General features: G+C 39.6%; 17 protein-coding genes. 12 read left to right on the top strand and 5 right to left on the bottom strand.

Going from position 1 to position 18,786, the window contains the following annotated elements:
• Positions 1 to 7 precede the first annotated feature (7 nt).
• Positions 8 to 838, top strand: coding sequence for an S-formylglutathione hydrolase (gene fghA / locus M997_RS06585; protein ID WP_064719318.1), 831 nt, complete (start codon positions 8 to 10; stop codon positions 836 to 838).
• A 100-nt stretch (positions 839 to 938) separates the two neighbouring features.
• Here fghA and ubiF read toward each other — a convergent pair whose 3' ends face one another.
• Positions 939 to 2,123 (bottom strand): 3-demethoxyubiquinol 3-hydroxylase, encoded by a 1,185-nt coding sequence (ubiF, locus tag M997_RS06580; protein WP_082918397.1) that lies wholly within the window; start codon positions 2,121 to 2,123, stop codon positions 939 to 941.
• 211 nt (positions 2,124 to 2,334) lie between these two features.
• Between ubiF and miaB the strand changes: the two genes are divergently transcribed.
• The 6 genes from miaB (at position 2,335) to M997_RS06550 (ending at position 8,551) form a co-directional block, all read left to right on the top strand.
• Positions 2,335 to 3,765 carry a tRNA (N6-isopentenyl adenosine(37)-C2)-methylthiotransferase MiaB gene (gene miaB, locus M997_RS06575; protein WP_064719317.1) on the top strand — a complete coding sequence of 477 codons (1,431 nt, stop codon included), beginning with the start codon at positions 2,335 to 2,337 and terminating at the stop codon, positions 3,763 to 3,765.
• Between the two features lie 28 nt (positions 3,766 to 3,793).
• On the top strand, positions 3,794 to 4,855 hold the full coding sequence (locus M997_RS06570; RefSeq protein ID WP_064719316.1) for a PhoH family protein: 1,062 nt from the start codon (positions 3,794 to 3,796) through the stop codon (positions 4,853 to 4,855).
• Positions 4,848 to 5,315, top strand: a complete 468-nt coding sequence (ybeY, locus tag M997_RS06565; protein ID WP_064719315.1) for an rRNA maturation RNase YbeY — start codon at positions 4,848 to 4,850, stop codon at positions 5,313 to 5,315. The genes M997_RS06570 and ybeY overlap by 8 nt, the downstream gene beginning before the upstream one ends.
• A 69-nt stretch (positions 5,316 to 5,384) precedes the next feature.
• A complete protein-coding gene (corC, locus tag M997_RS06560; protein ID WP_064719314.1) occupies positions 5,385 to 6,266 on the top strand; it encodes a CNNM family magnesium/cobalt transport protein CorC in 882 nt (293 codons plus the stop codon).
• A 7-nt stretch (positions 6,267 to 6,273) separates the two neighbouring features.
• On the top strand, positions 6,274 to 7,797 hold the full coding sequence (gene lnt / locus M997_RS06555) for an apolipoprotein N-acyltransferase (RefSeq protein ID WP_064719313.1): 1,524 nt from the start codon (positions 6,274 to 6,276) through the stop codon (positions 7,795 to 7,797).
• 61 nt (positions 7,798 to 7,858) lie between these two features.
• On the top strand, positions 7,859 to 8,551 hold the full coding sequence (locus M997_RS06550; protein ID WP_064719312.1) for a hypothetical protein: 693 nt from the start codon (positions 7,859 to 7,861) through the stop codon (positions 8,549 to 8,551).
• A gap of 20 nt (positions 8,552 to 8,571) precedes the next feature.
• Here the strand turns inward: M997_RS06550 and M997_RS06545 are convergent, their stop codons facing one another.
• The 4 genes from M997_RS06545 to M997_RS06530 form a co-directional block, all read right to left on the bottom strand.
• On the bottom strand, positions 8,572 to 9,075 hold the full coding sequence (locus M997_RS06545) for a protein disulfide oxidoreductase (RefSeq protein WP_064719311.1): 504 nt from the start codon (positions 9,073 to 9,075) through the stop codon (positions 8,572 to 8,574).
• Positions 9,075 to 9,806, bottom strand: a complete 732-nt coding sequence (locus M997_RS06540; protein ID WP_064719310.1) for a DsbA family protein — start codon at positions 9,804 to 9,806, stop codon at positions 9,075 to 9,077. Before M997_RS06540 ends, M997_RS06545 begins: the two co-directional genes overlap by 1 nt.
• The gene (locus M997_RS06535; protein ID WP_064719309.1) at positions 9,806 to 11,851 is read right to left on the bottom strand and encodes a protein-disulfide reductase DsbD family protein; all 2,046 of its coding nucleotides are present in this window, start codon (positions 11,849 to 11,851) and stop codon (positions 9,806 to 9,808) included. The genes M997_RS06540 and M997_RS06535 overlap by 1 nt, the downstream gene beginning before the upstream one ends.
• Before the next feature lie 89 nt (positions 11,852 to 11,940).
• The gene (locus M997_RS06530; protein ID WP_064719308.1) at positions 11,941 to 12,327 is read right to left on the bottom strand and encodes a hypothetical protein; all 387 of its coding nucleotides are present in this window, start codon (positions 12,325 to 12,327) and stop codon (positions 11,941 to 11,943) included.
• Positions 12,328 to 12,690: 363 nt separating this feature from the next.
• On the opposite strand from M997_RS06530, the gene M997_RS06525 reads away from it, so the two are divergent.
• The 5 genes from M997_RS06525 to leuS all read left to right on the top strand — a co-directional run bounded on the left by M997_RS06525 (position 12,691) and on the right by leuS (position 18,777).
• The gene (locus M997_RS06525) at positions 12,691 to 13,584 is read left to right on the top strand and encodes an amino acid ABC transporter substrate-binding protein (protein WP_064719307.1); all 894 of its coding nucleotides are present in this window, start codon (positions 12,691 to 12,693) and stop codon (positions 13,582 to 13,584) included.
• A 130-nt stretch (positions 13,585 to 13,714) separates the two neighbouring features.
• Positions 13,715 to 14,455, top strand: coding sequence for an amino acid ABC transporter permease (locus M997_RS06520; RefSeq protein WP_064719306.1), 741 nt, complete (start codon positions 13,715 to 13,717; stop codon positions 14,453 to 14,455).
• Positions 14,455 to 15,129, top strand: a complete 675-nt coding sequence (gene gltK / locus M997_RS17445; protein WP_064719305.1) for a glutamate/aspartate ABC transporter permease GltK — start codon at positions 14,455 to 14,457, stop codon at positions 15,127 to 15,129. The genes M997_RS06520 and gltK overlap by 1 nt, the downstream gene beginning before the upstream one ends.
• On the top strand, positions 15,130 to 15,855 hold the full coding sequence (locus tag M997_RS17440) for an amino acid ABC transporter ATP-binding protein (protein WP_064719304.1): 726 nt from the start codon (positions 15,130 to 15,132) through the stop codon (positions 15,853 to 15,855). It begins immediately after the preceding gene.
• A gap of 339 nt (positions 15,856 to 16,194) precedes the next feature.
• Positions 16,195 to 18,777 carry a leucine--tRNA ligase gene (leuS, locus tag M997_RS06505; protein ID WP_064719303.1) on the top strand — a complete coding sequence of 861 codons (2,583 nt, stop codon included), beginning with the start codon at positions 16,195 to 16,197 and terminating at the stop codon, positions 18,775 to 18,777.
• Positions 18,778 to 18,786 lie beyond the last annotated feature (9 nt).

The raw sequence follows: 18,786 nt of genomic DNA, 5'->3' as shown, positions 1-18,786 counted from the left end.
AGTAAAAATGAAAAGGATTGAACGTCATGCTTGTTTTGGTGGTTGGCAAGATGTCTACCAACATAACTCAAGCACGTTAAATTGTGAGATGAAATTTGCGGTATATCTTCCGCCAATGAAAGATGGACAAAAATACCCTGTTTTATATTGGCTATCTGGCTTAACTTGTAATGAACAAAATTTTATAACTAAAGCGGGTGCCCAACAATTTGCGGCGCAACATGGCATTGTGTTAGTTGTTTCTGATACAAGTCCCCGCGGTGAACATGTTGCTAATGATGAAGCCTACGATTTAGGTCAAGGTGCTGGTTTTTATCTTAATGCCCTAAAAGCGCCTTGGGATACGCATTACAAAATGTATGACTACATTGTGAAAGAATTACCTGAATTGATTGAAGCACATTTTCCCGTTACCAATAAGCGTGCTATTAGTGGACATTCGATGGGGGGGCATGGTGCATTAATGATTGCGCTGCGAAATACCGAGCGCTATTGCAGTGTGTCGGCATTTTCACCTATTGTGGCACCCTCACAAGTCCCTTGGGGTAAAAAAGCCTTCAATGCTTATTTAGGGGAAGATACCGCACTATGGAAACAATACGACACAATAGAGTTACTGAATAAAGCGACAAATCCATTACCAATGCGCATTGATGTAGGTCTTGATGATCCTTTTTATCAAGAACAACTCAAACCAGAATTGTTTGCTAAAGTTTGTGATGAAAAACAGCTTGTTTATAGTTTGAAACGACATCAAGGTTACGATCACAGCTACTATTTTGTGACCAGTTTTATTGGTGAGCATATTGCATTTCATGCAAAATATTTAAATTATTGATTTAATAATAGAAATACTAAACACACAAAAAATAAATATCGATGCGATGATCTTATTTAGAAAGATCATCGCATGTTTAAGATTTACTTTAACGGTACAATTAAAGCCCTAAAGCATAGCGAAGTGCCGCTTCTTTGGCTTTTCCAGCATGTTGTGCAGCTAATAACCCCAGATTTCTAGCTAATTTTAATCCTGGTAATTGATGGCTAAATGCGTGATAAAACACATCCATTCCAGCCTGCATCACTAAATTATCTGGCATACGTTTACGCTGAAATTTTTTCAGCAATGCCATTGAATCCCACGGTTCGTAATGTTTTTTCGCATTGGCGACTAATTCAAGAAAACAATCCACATCGCGATAACCTAAATTCACTCCCTGCCCCGCTAATGGATTAATAGTATGAGCAGCATCGCCCAATAGAATAATTCCTTTATCAACATAGCGGCTCGCATGTTGGCGAGTTAATGGAAATGAACCGGCAGCAATAGGAGTCGCTTTACCTAAACGTTCAGGAAAAGCATGCTGGATCTCTTTTTCTAGCTGCTCCATTGACAGACTTTGCAGTTTTCTGATCTTTTCTGGCGAATCATACCAAACCAAACACGCCCAATGATCAAATAGCGGCAAATAAGCACGAGGGCCTGAAGGGTAAAACCGCTGCCATGTGCCTTTTTCAGGTGGTAACTCTGTTTTTACCGTAATAAGCATACAAGATTGACGATATTGCCAGCCATTGCTGCCAATGCCTGCAAATTGGCGAACTTGTGAATTGGCACCATCAGCACCTACCACTAATTTTGTGGTAACATCAGAGCCATCAGATAACGTTACTTTCCATTTATCATCTAAGTAATTCATTTTACTTAGACTATTGGGACATAACATGGTGATATTGCTATAACGTTGCGCCTCTTGCCATAATGCAAGTTGTAAAATGCGATTTTCAACCATATAGCCTAATTCAGGTAAGCCAAGGCTTTTGGCATCGAAAATAACATGGGTATTTTCTTCTTCCCATGTTTCAAGTGTTAAGTAAGGCGCAGAGCGCATCGCTAAAACATGTTGCCATGCGCCTAGCTGTTTTAATAAACTAACTGACGCACAACTAATCGCAGAAATACGGATATCAGGATGAGATGACGCATCAAAAGGTGCTGGAGATTGTCGCTCTATCATTGCAACTCGCAACCCTTCTTGCGCAAGCCCTATTGCAACGGCAGCGCCAATCATTCCGCCACCCGCGATGATTGCATCAAAATCGTTTTTTACATTACTCATCATTGTTATGCCATAACTCATTACTTGAAATAATAGGTAAGCGCTGTTTCTGCTTATATAAATTATATAAAACTAAACGCCATAAAGAATTAGCGCCGAACTTACTCTAGTCACTGACCACACAAATGACTACAATAACCGTCTTATTGGCTTATTACACGCAACGTTTTCCAGTGATGGTCAATTGTCTCACTGAAAATACCGGATTTACACAATGTCGACGATAAAAAAACTGTACATTAAAACTTGGGGCTGTCAGATGAATGAGTACGATTCATCCAAAATGGCAGACCTACTCGAAAGCACTCACGGTTATCAGTTAACCGATGTCGCCGAAGATGCGGACATTCTACTGCTAAATACCTGTTCTATCCGTGAGAAAGCACAAGAAAAAGTCTTTCATCAGCTAGGACGTTGGAAATATTTTAAAGATAATAAACCTGATATTATTATTGGTGTTGGTGGTTGTGTTGCTTCTCAAGAAGGCGAATACATCCGTCAACGCGCGCAGTGTGTCGATATTATCTTCGGACCACAAACACTACACCGTCTACCTGAAATGATTAATCAGGTTAAAGGGACAAAAAGTCCTGTCGTTGATATCAGCTTCCCTGAAATTGAAAAATTTGACCGTCTACCAGAGCCTCGTGCTGATGGCCCTTCTGCTTTTGTTTCAATAATGGAAGGCTGCAATAAATATTGCTCATTCTGTGTAGTACCTTATACACGAGGCGAAGAAGTTAGCCGCCCTTGTGATGATGTGCTGTTTGAAATTGCACAACTTGCCGCACAAGGTGTTCGTGAAGTTAACTTATTAGGTCAAAACGTCAATGCTTATCGCGGTGCCACCTTTGATGGCCAAATTTGCAGCTTTGCGGAATTAATTCGCTTAGTTGCTGCGATAGATGGTATTGATCGCGTTCGCTTTACTACCAGCCATCCTATTGAATTTACAGACGATATCGTTGCTGTTTATGAAGATACACCAGAGCTAGTTAGCTATTTACATTTACCTGTACAAAGTGGTTCAGATCGTATTTTAACATTGATGAAGCGTAATCATACCGCACTTGAATATAAGAGCATCATTCGCAAATTACGTAAAGCACGCCCTGGTATTCTGATAAGTTCTGATTTTATCATTGGTTTCCCGGGTGAAACACAAGAAGACTTTGAAAAAACAATGCAATTAATTGCAGACGTTAATTTCGATATGAGCTTTAGTTTCATCTACTCAGCTCGTCCTGGTACACCAGCAGCTGATTTGCCTGACGATGTCAGCGAAGATGAGAAAAAACAGCGCTTATATTTACTCCAGCAACGCATTAATCAACAAGCAATGAGCTTTAGCCGTGCCATGATTAATACAGTACAACGTATCCTCGTTGAAGGCCCTTCTCGTAAAAGTGTTATGGAGCTTTCAGGTCGTACCGAAACTAACCGAGTGGTTAACTTTGAAGGTACGCCAGATATGATTGGTAAATTTGTTGATGTTGAAATTGTTGACGTTTATGCCAACTCATTGCGCGGTAAAGTTATCAGAACAGAAGATCAAATGGATTTACGTTCCCATGAATCACCTGAATCTGTAATTGCTCGTACTCGTAAAGAAGATGAATTAGGTGTAGGTGTTTACCACCCTTAATTTATTAGACTTAACAAAAGGATAATCAGTGACAGTAATAGCGCATACACAAGTAGCGACCCAAGAAATTTTCTTAGAGCCAGCAGATAATGCCCGTTTAATGAGCCTATGTGGCCCATTTGACGATAATATTAAACAACTTGAACGCCGTTTAGGTATCGAGATTAATCATCGTGATAACCGTTTTAAATTAACCGGCAAATCATTATGTGTGACTGCGGCTGCAAGTATTTTACGTCACCTGTATGTGGAAACCTCGCCAATTAAAGGCGTGATCCCCGATATCAACCCTGAGCAAATTCATCTTGCTATCACCGAAAGCCGCGTGCTTGAGCAAAGTGATGAACACGTACCTGAATTTGGAAAATCAACCAATATTCGGACAAAACGGGGCGTGATAAAACCACGCACACCAAATCAAGCGCAATATATCGCAAATATTCAGACTCATGATATTACGTTTGGTATTGGGCCTGCGGGTACAGGGAAAACTTATCTGGCTGTTGCTGCCGCTGTTGATGCGCTTGAACGTCAAGAAGTACGCCGCATTTTACTAACGCGTCCGGCAGTTGAAGCTGGCGAAAAGCTCGGTTTTTTACCAGGAGACCTAAGTCAGAAAGTCGATCCTTATTTACGACCACTTTATGATGCGTTATTTGAGATGTTAGGTTTTGAAAAAGTTGAGAAACTAATAGAACGCAATGTTATTGAAGTCGCCCCTCTTGCTTATATGCGTGGGCGTACCCTTAACGATGCCTTTATTATTCTCGACGAGAGCCAAAACACCACTATCGAACAGATGAAAATGTTTTTGACTCGAATCGGCTTTAACTCTAAAGCAGTAGTCACAGGGGATATTACTCAGATTGACCTACCAAGAGGCAATAAATCAGGTTTACGCCACGCTATTGAGGTGTTGTCTGAGGTTAACGATCTGAGTTTTAACTTTTTCCACAGTGAAGATGTGGTTCGCCACCCTGTTGTTGCCAAAATAGTTATCGCCTATGAAGCTTGGGAAACGGAAGATCAAAAACGCCGCCAAGCTATCAAAGCTGAGAAAGAGAAGCTTCAGAGAGAACATCATGAGTGAAGTTATCCTTGATTTACAAATTGCGACTGAAAATGCGCAAGGGCTTCCTACTGAAGCCCAATTTATGAAATGGTTAGAAGCTGTATTGCCACAATTTCAACCTGTTAGTGAAGTCACTATCCGTATTGTTGATGAGGCAGAAAGCCACGAGCTTAACCTGACTTATCGCGGAAAAGACCGACCAACCAATGTGCTTTCTTTTCCTTTTGAAGCGCCACCTGAAATTGAACTACCGTTACTTGGTGACTTGATTATTTGTCGTCAAGTTGTCGAAAAAGAAGCCGTTGAACAGAATAAAACTGTTGAAGAACATTGGGCACACATGGTTATTCATGGATGTCTTCATCTTTTAGGCTATGATCATATTGAAGACGACGAAGCCGAAGAAATGGAAGGTTTAGAGACAGAAATCTTACAAAATTTAGGTTATGAAGATCCCTATTTAATAGAAAAAGAGTAACAGTTCTCTTATTTTTATGATAAATAATATCTAATAAACCATTCAATGAGGAAAAATAGTTAAAACGCCATGAGCGACGACCAATCTTCGAGTAACGATAACCCTGGTCCTAAAAGAGGGTTTCTCACACTGCTTAATCAGCTGTTCCACGGTGAACCTAAAAACCGTGATGACCTGATGGAGCTTATCCGCGATTCTGAACAGAAAGAATTAATTGATCCTGATACCCGCGACATGCTTGAAGGGGTAATGGATATCGCTGAACAGCGTGTTAGGGATATTATGATCCCCCGCTCTCAAATTGTGACGCTAAAACGCAATCAAACACTTGATGAATGCTTAGATGTCATTATTGATTCAGCGCATTCCCGCTTTCCAGTCATAAGCGAGGACAAAGACCATATTGAAGGTTTATTGATGGCAAAAGATTTATTGCCATTTATGCGCAGTAGTGCAGAGCCATTTAGTATGGATAAAGTTCTACGCTCTGCGGTTGTTGTACCTGAAAGTAAACGCGTAGACCGCCTATTAAAAGAGTTCCGCTCCCAACGCTATCATATGGCGATAGTGATTGATGAATTTGGTGGTGTTTCGGGTCTGGTAACGATTGAAGATATTCTTGAGCTTATCGTGGGCGAAATTGAAGATGAGTATGATGATGAAGACGATATCGATATTCGTCCATTAAGTCGTCACGCTTACTCAGTTCGTGCTTTAACCCAAATAGAAGATTTTAATGACGCTTTTGGGACCCACTTTAGCGATGATGAAGTTGACACCATTGGTGGCTTAGTAATGCAAGCCTTTGGTCATCTTCCTGCTCGTGGTGAAACTATTACCATTGATAATTACCAATTTAAAGTCGTTATGGCAGATAGTCGTAAAATCATTCAGGTTTATGTGCATATTCCAGATGATGCACCTATCCCTGAATTAGGTAACGATGCTTAGGATATAAATGAATAATATCTCTTTCTTAAACCGCCAGTGGGCTCGCGCCTTACTGGCGGTTTTTTTCGGTGCAATAGGTACACTGGCTTTTTCACCTTTTGATTTTTGGCCTGCGGCACTGATCTCTTTATCAGGCTTACTTCTTATCATTAATCAGCGTACTGCTCGCCAAGGTGCTTTTCTTGGTTTTGCATGGGGCTTTGGATTATTTGGTAGTGGAGTCAATTGGGTTTATGTCAGCATCGCTAATTTTGGTGGAATGCCTTTTGCGATAAATGTTTTCTTAGTTATTTTATTGGCACTGTATTTATCGCTTTATACTTCACTTTTTGCCGGATTGCTCAATAAATTATTTCCAAATCCAACACTTTGGCGCTTTGCTTTTGCCGCCCCGGCCTTATGGCAAATCACTGAATTTTTAAGAGGTTGGGTATTATCAGGCTTTCCGTGGCTACAATTTGGTTATAGTCAGATTGATGGCCCTTTAAAAGGTATTGCACCTATTTTAGGGGTGACCATGATAACGCTGTTGCTTACCGTTATTAGTGGGTTAATTGCATATGCCATTTATCGTAAATCACTCTACAGCCTATTAGCGGCTGCCATATTGCTATTATTACCAATAAGTTTTAAATCTTATCAATGGTATCAACCAATACCAGAAGAAGCGCAAGAAATTGCTTTAATACAAGGCAATATTGAGCAATCTTTAAAATGGCAACCTGACGCACTAGAAAAAACATTAACCACTTATCTCACCCTAAGTCGCCCTTATATTGGTACAGCAAACCTTATTATTTGGCCTGAATCGGCTATTCCTGATGTTGAAATTCAACAACAGACATTTCTAGCTGAACTTGATAAGCAATTAAGAGAAAAAGATACGCATTTAATGACGGGTATTATTGATGCTCGCCCAACACTAGAAGGCTATCGTTTTTATAATAGTGTGATCACTCTTGGTGAACATTTTGCCTATCAATATCCGGCAACAGACCGATATAACAAGCATCATCTGGTTCCTTTTGGTGAATATGTACCATTAGAATCGTTATTACGTCCATTAGCGCCGTTCTTTAATTTACCTATGTCATCACTTAGCCAAGGTGAATACGTTCAACCTCAGTTAACTGTTAATAACGCTAAAATTACAGCGGCTATTTGTTATGAAATTATATTAGGCGAACAGGTTCGTGCTAATTTCCAGCCCGACACTCGTTTTTTACTCACCATTTCAAATGATGCATGGTTTGGTAATTCTATTGGCCCTTGGCAGCATTTCCAAATGGCAAGAATGCGCGCTTTAGAATTAGGTCGGCCATTATTACGCTCAACAAATAATGGGATCACCGCATTTATTGCCGCAAATGGTGATGTTATTTCTCAGCTGCCTCAATTTGAAGAAAATTCATTAGCAGAGAAAATGACGCCAACAACTGGATTAACACCTTATTATCGTTTAGGAAATTACCCACTTTGGATAATAGTTGGACTCTTTTTAGCGTTAGCCTTTATTAAGCGCCGCAATTAATAACAGTTCAAAATAAAGCCCCAATATAATATTGGGGCTTTTGTTATAAGGTACTCATAATATGAATAATTATCCTGGCCCTATTCTTGATATTATTTGGCAACGTGCCGCTGTTATTTCGGCTGACAACGAAAATAAAGGATTTCGTAAAGACACCGCAGGAAGGTGGATAAAACGACAATATTTTAATCAACCACAACAAGAATATGGCTGGGTATTATCAAAACAGCCTGAATCAATAAATGAATTAGAAGAAGACAGCACCATTATTCCGCTGCACTGGCAAACTTCACTTGAGCAAAACGCACAGCAAAAAAGTGAACTTGAGAAAGTAAATATCGAACTATTATCACCTCAAGAGTTAACACAATCTATTTATAAACCAGTAAATAGTAAAAAATATTGGCAATATGCTAACCAAATTTCGGCTGACAACGAAAATAAAGGATTTCGTACTGATTATTATGGTAAGTGGATCCAACAAGATGCTTTTGGTGATAAAAACCATGAATATGGTTGGACATTAGCTTATTTAACGCCCACTCATAAAAAAGCTTCAATACAACCAAGAATTATTCCTGTTCATATAAATACTGAAGAATTTCGCGCTCATGCCGCTATATTGGCAGCAAAAGAAACAGATGAAGAAAAAATAAAATACAGACGAGAAAACGTAGCGTTCAATATAATCATTGTGTTCATCGAATGTATTATGGCTATTCCAAAAATTATTTTCTCAATATTTAAAGGTTAATATTGAAGCCTTAAAAAATATTAAATACCCGCCCACCACAATCGTAGTTTTAATCCCCATGAGGATGTCCAACCACTGGTAAAACTTACCATTTCGCCTTTATAAATAATAATAAAGGAAGGCGTTGCACTAACTCCCCATTGCTGAGAAATTGCCCCTTTATCATCATTAATTACAGGAAAAACAAGTTCTTTGGATTTAATACCACGCGCTATTTTTGCATCATCACCTGAGCGAATAACCACCGATGTAATCTTATAGCCGTCTTGTGCTAATGAGTTAACCGTTGGTGTGGTTATTTTACAAATACCACACCAGCTTGCCCAAAAATAGATTAATACTGGTTTTTCGGCACTCAGCTCAGCTAAAGAAATCGCTTTGTTATCGACAGTATAAAGCGCTGATAATTCTGTTAGCACTGGTGGCGTAGGTTGCCGCCACCAGTCCATAACAAAAGAGACTAAAACGAAAATAGCGACCAGAACAATCAGCTCTTTACCCCATTTTCGTAAACGACTAAGCATTATTTTTTCACTTTAGCCAATTGTTCTTTAACAATAACTTCTAACTGCGCGTAATCAACGGCACCCGGTAAAATAGTATCACCAACGACTGTTGCAGGTGTACCTTGAATACCCAGTTTACGAGAAAGATCTAAGTTATTTTGCAATGCTTGTAAGCTCTCTTCAGTTAGCTTAATTTTGCTGGTATTGGTGCTTTTCATTGCATCATCAATACTTGCGCTGTCTAGCATTGTTTTTTTCTGCATTAAACGCTGATGCAGTGCCAGGAAAGCTTTAGGATCTTCTTTCCAAACAGACAATACGGCTTGAGATGCTTTTGCTGAACTCTCACCTTTGAAAGGCAACGGTTTAATTACAACAGCAACATCAGGATATTGTTTAGTGATTTGCTCTAATAATGGGTCAAAACGCTTGCAATAAGGGCAGTTATAATCAGTAAATGAGACTAACACTAATTTTGCATCTTTAGCACCAATACGAGGGCTTGCAGCATCGTTATATAGTGCATCATGCTCGGCGACTAATGCATCACGAAATTGTGCTTGTTGCTCATCTGCTTTTTTAGTTTGTAATGCCATAATCGCTTCTTCCAAAATTTCTGGATTGCTGATTAATGTATCACGCACTAATGCACGAACTTCTTTCTCTTGAGCGGCATTTAAAGCGGCAGCTTGCACATTCGCACCGAAAAGTAACGAAGTGATAACGAGTGCCGAAAGTGTTTTTTTCATTATTGGGCTCCTTTAGCCTCTGAAAGAATAGTTAACATCGAATCTTTATTTAAAAGAGGCGGTAGGATCTCCCCCTCCTTGTTACAAGGTCCATAAATTTGATTAAAGGGTACAGCGACCTGACCACGTTGTTTTAAAAACTGCGTTATCTCATCAGAAGGTTTAGTCCAATCACCTCGTAATGCGACAACATCTGGCTCAGAAAGCGCCTTTTGAACGTCTTCGCGTAATAATACATTGTATTTATTCGCTTTACAGGTCACACACCAATCTGCGGTAACATCAACAAAAACACGCTTATTATCTGATAACGCTTGATGTAATGCATGTTCTGTTAATGGTTGCCAATTAATGACATCTTTACCCGCTAAAGTTTGCGTTTCGGGCTGCATACTAAATAAATAAGTACTCCCCCCTAAAACAAGCGTGATCACCGTTGAAACTAATAATGCTTTTTTACCATAGTGCTTTGCAATAGCGATGAGTAATAACAATGCAATAAGCACAAAGAGAGTTGCAACAATAGGGATGCCAAAATGAGGTATCAATAAAGTAATTAACCAAATACAGGAAAGCAGCATCATAAAACCAAGAATAATTCTTAATTTATTCATCCATTTGCCCGGTTTTGGTAATACTTTTGCTACTGAAGGAAAAACAGCCACCAATATCCAAGGTAAACTCATACCAACACCTAATGCGGTAAAAATTAACCATAATTCACTTAGTGGGGCAATTAAAGCATACGCAACCGCAGTACCTAAAAATGGCGCAGAACATGGTGTCGCTAATAAAGTGGCAAATGCGCCTTCCCAGAAATGTCGACTATTACCCTTTCCACCAGCGGTTGCTATTTTGGTATTGATATCACTCGATAAACGCAATTCAAATAACCCAAATAAATTGGCGGTGAAAATTGCTGTAATCAACACCATAAAACCAATAAACCAAGGGCTTTGGAACTGAATTCCCCACCCTATTGCTTCTTGGCTAAAGCGTAAACCGGTCATAAACAGCGCTAATGCCCAAAATGAAACTAAAATACCCGCAACAGAAAGAGAGAATTGTTTGCGAATTGTACCTGTATCGCGTTTTTCAATATGTAATACCGAACCCAATTTCATCGCCAATACAGGGAGCACACAAGGCATTAAATTAAGAATTAAGCCACCTAATAACGCAAAAGCCAAAATACTCCATAACCCCACGCTACCGACTGATGATGAAGATGGCGTAACACTAAACTCCCCCTGACCTATCGTGCTATTAACTTGACGAGAAAAGTGGTTATCAGTCACGACAAACGAGAGCTGTTTTCCTGATATGTCTCCGGCCTTATCACCCCAATCGTCGGTTACATCGACTGAAACAAATAATTGCTCATTGTTCTTTGTGACCTGAGGAATGCCATAAAGCATTCCTTCAGGGGGATCGAGATATATATTAGGTGTTACCCAATTACCGTTTTCACGTTGTAATGCAATATTCAGTTGGCTATTTTGGTAATCAGAGGAAACCGATGTAACAAGTCCCGTGGTAACGGGTACCTTCGCCATTGCTTGATTATATTGCCATTCAAAATCAGCTGGCGCTGGTTGATTAAAATCGAAGATTAATGGGTAATCCGTTAAAAGACAGACATTACTACAGGTTGATAAAGTTAAAACACCCTCAAGCGAATCACGATTAACCGCAGATAATGAAATAGGAAAAACAACTTGCTTATCATACCCTTGAGTATGAATGCCAGCGACATCAAAAGCAGAAGGTGATGGCCAATGCCACGCCATTTCCGCAATATCTTGTGACCAGTTTATTTCAGGTGCAACGCCACCCTCACCAGGAGAACGCCAATAGGTTTTCCATCCTGACTCTAATTGCACTTCAAGCAATATTTTGACATCTCCTGTAGGTGACTTTTGTGCCGTCGCCCTCACTTGCGCATGATCATTATCTGGCATAGTTAACCAGCCAGTATCAGCAGCTTGAGATGAAGATAGAGTAAATAGCGTTAATACTAACGCCATAACAAAAGACCGAAACATAGCAACTCCCTAAAAATTCTTTTAACGCTACACTTAAAGCTACAGCTACGCCCCAAAATAGACGCATAATATTTTAGTAAAAGAAGTCGCTAATCCCTCAGAATACAATAATGAAGGTGAAGTCTTATTCGAGGCGGGGGATGGTGATGTTTTTTCTGACTACGCTGACGAGAAATGTAAATTGCAGCCATGCTCAACAAAAGTAAAACAGCCCAAGAATGGAAGAAAGGTTCTATAGATAATGGAGGAACTGATAACAAAGATTTGGCACTTAAATCACAAGTAGAAAGTGAATAAGATGTTTTTTCACTATTATCATCAGTTATTGGCGTTGATGGCATATATTGTGTTTGAGCAATAGTACCCGCTAGGCGCTCACTTATTATGTGTGCACCAAGAGAACGCTGAACGATACAACATAATATCAGCAGTACTGTTATCAACACTAGCCAGCGACCTGACCGCCAATTACGCATAGAGAACCCTCATTATTTAACTTGCTATCTTAACGGTAATCCACAGACAAACAACTCCTTAAGATAAACTTTACAAAATCCTTATTTTTTTCTTTTTCTATTTATTTTTTACCCGCCTTATTAACCTTTCATTTTGTATGGCTTCTACTACAATTATTTTAAAATATGAAAACAACTTCCAATAAAATAATAAACTCTTTTTAATTTCATTCTTTTATTGGGAGATAGCTCTCGTATTTCAAAAAATGCACTTCCCAACCGTATGTTATTTGTTCTATCTATTAACATTATCAAAACAAATTAAAACAAAAAAGAAACACCAAGCAATACATCCACATCACATTTACCACGACAGGAGTTATTATGCGCATGCGTAAACTAGCATTATCATTAATGTTTTTAGGGGCTGCAGGAGCTGTGCAAGCAGAAGAACTCACTGGAACCTTAAAAAAAATAAGTGATAACGATATTATTATCGTTGGTCACAGGGAATCTTCCGTTCCATTCTCTTACTATGACAATCAACAAAAAGTCGTTGGTTATTCTCAAGATTATTCCAACCTCATTGTTGAAGCGGTAAAAGAGAAAATTGGTAAACCAAATCTTGAAGTTCGTTTAATTCCTATCACTTCTCAGAATCGCATTCCATTATTACAAAATGGTACATTTGACTTTGAGTGTGGTTCAACCACCAATAATGAAGCGCGCCAACAACAAGCGGCTTTCTCTAACACTATTTTTATCGTAGGTACTCGTTTACTAGCGAAAAAAGATGCAGGCGTTAAAGATTTCTCTGATTTAGCAGGAAAAAATGTGGTTGTTACATCAGGAACAACCTCTGAAATGTTACTCAATAAGCTCAATGATGAGAAGAAAATGAACATGCGCATTATTAGCGCAAAAGATCATGGCGACTCTTTCCGTACTCTTGAGTCTGGTCGTGCGGTTGCCTTTATGATGGACGATGCACTTCTTGCGGGTGAACGAGCGAAAGCCAAAAAGCCTGCACTTTGGGAGATAGTGGGTACACCGCAATCTGAAGAAGCTTATGGCTGTATGCTACGTAAAGATGATGCACAATTTAAAGCACTCATCGATAGCACTATTGCGAATGCACAGAAATCGGGTGAGGCTGAAAAATCCTTTAACCGCTGGTTTAACGCCCCAATTCCACCAAAAAATCTCAACCTAGAATTCACCATTTCAGATGAAATGAAAGCACTGTTTGCTGAGCCGAATGATAAAGCATTAAATTAATCCTTACTAATCAATGCTTATGTTTTAAAAGTACCAAATTGATAATTATAAAGTATCTGTTGGACAGACAGATCAGTGAAGTTTGGGGCAGCCGTTCCCTGCCCCAGTTTTTTTCACCGGAGGTGAAATCATGTCGATTGATTGGGATTGGGGGATATTCTTCCATGAAGCCCCATTCGGTAACACCACTTACTTAGGTTGGCTAATTTCTGGCTTTCAAGTCACTATTGCCTTGTCTTTATGCGCTTGGATTATCGCCTTTCTTGTTGGTTCCCTGTTTGGTATTTTGCGTACCGTACCTAACCGCTGGCTTTCAAGCTTAGGGACTATCTATGTTGAGCTTTTTCGTAACGTCCCCTTAATTGTTCAATTCTTTACTTGGTATTTGGTTATTCCTGAACTATTACCGCAATCTATTGGTGACTGGTTCAAAATGGAACTTGCACCTAATATTCAATTCTTTTTATCCTCAGCCTTGTGCTTAGGGTTATTTACCGCAGCTCGTATGTGCGAACAAGTTAGAGCTGCTATTGATTCGTTACCTCGTGGCCAGAAAGCCGCAGGACTAGCCTTAGGTTTAACCTTACCTCAAACATATCGTTATATTCTGTTACCTAATGCTTATCGCGTCATTATCCCGCCAATGACATCTGAGATGGTAAATCTAGTTAAAAACTCAGCTATCGCCTCAACCATAGGCCTTATCGATATGGCGGCTCAAGCAAATAAATTATTAGATTATTCAGCTAAAGCTTATGAATCATTTACTGCAATTACCTTAGCTTACGTTCTTATTAACGTCGTTATTATGGTTGTGATGAATTGGCTTGAAAAACGAGTTCGCTTACCCGGCACAACAGGAGGTCAATAATGTACGAATTTGACTGGAGTTCTGTTGTCCCTAGTTTGCCGTTTTTAATCGACGGAATGGCAATTACCCTAAAAATTACGGTCACCGCAATTGTTGTGGGTATTTTATGGGGAACCGTGCTTGCGGTGATGCGCTTATCTACATTTAAACCTGTGCGCTGGTTTGCTGCCGCTTATGTTAATACCTTTCGTTCTATTCCATTAGTGATGGTATTACTGTGGTTTTATCTTATTGTGCCTAACATATTACAAAATGTTCTAGGACTTTCCCCTAAAAACGATATCCGTTTGATTTCAGCGATGATAGCGTTCTCTTTATTTGAAGCAGCGTATTACTCTGAAATAATCAGAGCAGGTATTCAAAGTGTAAGTAAAGGACAACTTTCTGCATCATTAGCATTAGGTATGACTAAATCTCAAACCATGCGTTTAGTGATTTTACCTCAGGCTTTTCGTGCCATGATCCCACTATTATTAACTCAAGGTATTGTTTTATTTCAAGATACCTCACTGGTTTATGTATTAAGTCTTACCGACTTTTTCCGTACAGCAGCCAATATTGGTGAACGAGATGGTACACAAGTTGAAATGATCCTCTTTGCTGGATTTATCTACTTTATTATTAGTTTCTCTGCTTCAATGTTAGTGAACTTTCTTAAAAAAAGGACTACCTAGATGATTTCCCTAAAAGATGTTTCCAAATGGTATGGTCAGTTTCAAGTACTGACTGAATGCTCCACTGAAGTTAAAAAGGGGGAAGTTGTTGTTGTTTGTGGGCCTTCTGGTTCAGGTAAGTCAACATTAATTAAAACGGTTAATGGGCTAGAACCGGTACAACAAGGTGAGATATTGGTAGATGGCACAAAAGTCAATGATAAACGTACAGACCTTGCTAAGTTACGCGCAAAAGTAGGTATGGTGTTTCAGCACTTTGAGTTGTTTCCTCACCTTTCTATTATTGAAAACCTCACTCTAGCGCAAGTTAAAGTACTTAACAGAAATAAAGAGGCGGCAAAAGAAAAAGGCTTAAAACTGTTAGAACGCGTGGGTTTGTCTAATCATGCCAATAAATTCCCCGCTCAACTTTCTGGTGGCCAACAACAGCGCGTCGCTATTGCTCGTGCACTTTGTATGGATCCAATAGCAATGCTCTTTGATGAACCTACATCTGCTCTTGATCCTGAAATGATCAACGAAGTACTTGATGTTATGGTCGAACTGGCAAATGAAGGAATGACCATGATGGTCGTTACCCACGAAATGGGTTTTGCTAAAAAAGTTGCAGATCGGATTATTTTTATGGATGAAGGCCGCATTGTTGAAGATAGTCCTAAAAATGACTTCTTTGATAATCCTAAATCTGATCGCGCTAAAGATTTTTTAGCCAAAATTCTTCATTAATAATTATTACTTTATCTATTTGCTCAATTGCTGGCGTACTCTTTTGTATGCCAGCAGTAAAAGGATCATTTAGACTAATCTCGCAATACAATATCAATTTTTCTTTTTTTTCCGCAATATCAGAATAACTTCAGAAAAAAACACGCATTTATGGCGAATATGCTTTACCTCATCTCACCAAATACTGCGTTTCTGCTAAAAATGTTAGGCAAACAGTCGTAATCATTAAGAAAGACTGTTGTGGCTATTAGACAAAATCAGCTATGCTATGCGAGTCTTAATTTCATAATAGCGGTTACCCTCCGGTAGCCATTAATTCACCATAGGATTATCGGTGCCATGCAAGAACAATATCGTCCCGAAGATATAGAGCAAACTATCCAGGAATACTGGGAAAAAAACGACACATTTAAAGTGACAGAAGATAATAACAAAGAAAAATATTACTGCCTGTCAATGCTACCTTATCCTTCTGGCCGACTTCACATGGGACACGTTCGCAATTACACCATTGGTGACGTGATTTCCCGTTATCAACGTATGCTAGGTAAAAACGTCTTACAACCTATTGGCTGGGATGCGTTTGGCTTACCTGCAGAAGGTGCAGCAGTAAAAAACAACACGGCACCTGCTCCGTGGACTTATGAAAATATCGATTACATGAAAAACCAGTTAAAAAAACTGGGTTTTGGTTATGACTGGGATCGTGAGGTGACAACTTGTACTCCTGAGTATTATCGCTGGGAACAATGGTTTTTCACCAAGTTATATGAAAAAGGCTTAGTTTATAAAAAAACATCAGCTGTTAACTGGTGTCCTCATGATTTAACTGTATTAGCTAACGAACAAGTTATCGATGGTTGCTGCTGGCGTTGTGATACACCAGTAGAACGCAAAGAAATTCCACAGTGGTTTATTAAAATTACTGATTACGCAGAAGAACTGTTAAACGATTTAGATACGTTAGATGAATGGCCTGAGCAAGTTAAGACCATGCAACGTAACTGGATTGGTCGCTCTGAAGGTGTAGAAATCACTTTTAAAGTTGCTGATAGCGACGACAAAATGACTGTCTACACAACCCGCCCAGACACCTTTATGGGTGTGACTTATGTTGCTGTTGCAGCTGGTCACCCATTAGCGCAAAAAGCGGCTAAAAATAACCCAGCAATCCAAAACTTCATTGATGAATGCCGTAATATGAAAATGGCAGAAGCTGATATGGCAACAATGGAGAAAAAAGGTATAGCAACGGGTATGTATGCTATTCATCCTTTAACAAACGAAAAAGTTGCTATTTGGGTCGCTAACTTCGTATTAATGGAATACGGTACAGGTGCAGTAATGGCGGTTCCAGGTCATGACGAACGTGACTGGGAATTTGCCAATAAATACAATCTGCCAATTAAAGCGGTTATTGCAGATGCAGAAGGTAACCAACCTGATTTATCAGCAAGCGCATTTACTGAAAAGAATAGCCTGATTAATTCTGGTGAATTCACAGGGCTTGATAACCAAGCTGGCTTTAATGCTATTGCTGACAAATTAGCACAAATGGGTGTGGGCGAGCGTAAAGTTAATTATCGTTTACGTGACTGGGGTGTTTCTCGTCAACGTTACTGGGGTGCGCCAATTCCTATGGCAACCTTAGAAGATGGTACTGTTGTTCCTGTTCCAGAAGATCAACTGCCCGTTATTCTGCCAGAAGATGTGAAAATGGATGGGATCACCAGCCCAATTAAAGCTGATCCTGAATGGGCAAAAACCACCATTAATGGTCAACCTGCGCTGCGTGAAACAGATACCTTTGATACCTTTATGGAATCTTCTTGGTATTACGCTCGTTATACCTGCCCTGACTACGATAAAGGCATGTTAGATCCAAAAGCCGCTAATTATTGGTTACCTGTTGACTGGTATATCGGTGGTATCGAACATGCCATTATGCACCTGATGTATTTCCGCTTCTTCCATAAGTTAATGCGTGATGCAGGCTTAGTGGATTCTGATGAACCAGCAAAACGCTTACTGTGCCAAGGTATGGTATTAGCAGATGCGTTCTATCACACCGGTGAAGATGGCGCTCGTCATTGGGTATCTCCAGCAGAAGCTATTGTTGAACGTGATGAGAAAAATCGCATCATCAAAGCAACAGACAGCGAAGGTCATGAATTGACCTACGCTGGTATGAGCAAAATGTCTAAATCCAAAAATAACGGTATCGACCCACAAACTATGGTTGAACGTTATGGTGCCGACACTGTACGTCTATTTATGATGTTTGCTGCGCCACCTGAGTTAACTTTGGAATGGCAAGAGTCTAGCGTTGAAGGTGCCAACCGTTTCTTACGTCGTCTATGGCGCTTAGTGCATGAACATACGCAGAAAGGGACGACTCAAGCGCTGGATATTACAACATTAACGCCAGAGCAAAAAGATTTACGCCGTGATCTGCATAAAACGATAGCGAAGGTTTCTGATGATATAGGCCGTCGTTTAGCATTTAATACTGCGATAGCGGCAATCATGGAGTTAATGAACAAACTTACACGAGCGTCACAAGAAACTGAGCAAGATCGCGCATTAATGCAAGAAGCATTAGAAGCTATTGTTCGTATGCTTTCACCGATTATTCCTCATGCTTGTTTTGTTATGTGGAAATCATTAGGCGGTAAACAAGACGTCGATGTGGCACCGTGGCCAGTAGCAGATGAAGAAGCAATGATTGATGACACTAAACTCATCATTGTTCAAGTTAATGGTAAAGTGCGTGGTCGTGTCACGGTTCCTGCTAATGCAGAAAAAGAATATGTTCAGGAAATGGCGACAAAAGAGTACAGTGTTGCTAAATATTTGGAAGAAGTGACTATTCGTAAAGTTATTTATGTTCCAGGTAAATTACTGAACATCGTTGTTGGCTGATAAGGAGGC

The sequence above is a fragment of the Proteus hauseri ATCC 700826 genome (genome assembly GCF_001654965.1).
Classification (GTDB): Bacteria; Pseudomonadota; Gammaproteobacteria; order Enterobacterales; family Enterobacteriaceae; genus Proteus; species Proteus hauseri.
This window is presented reverse-complemented; position numbering and strand designations above follow the sequence as displayed.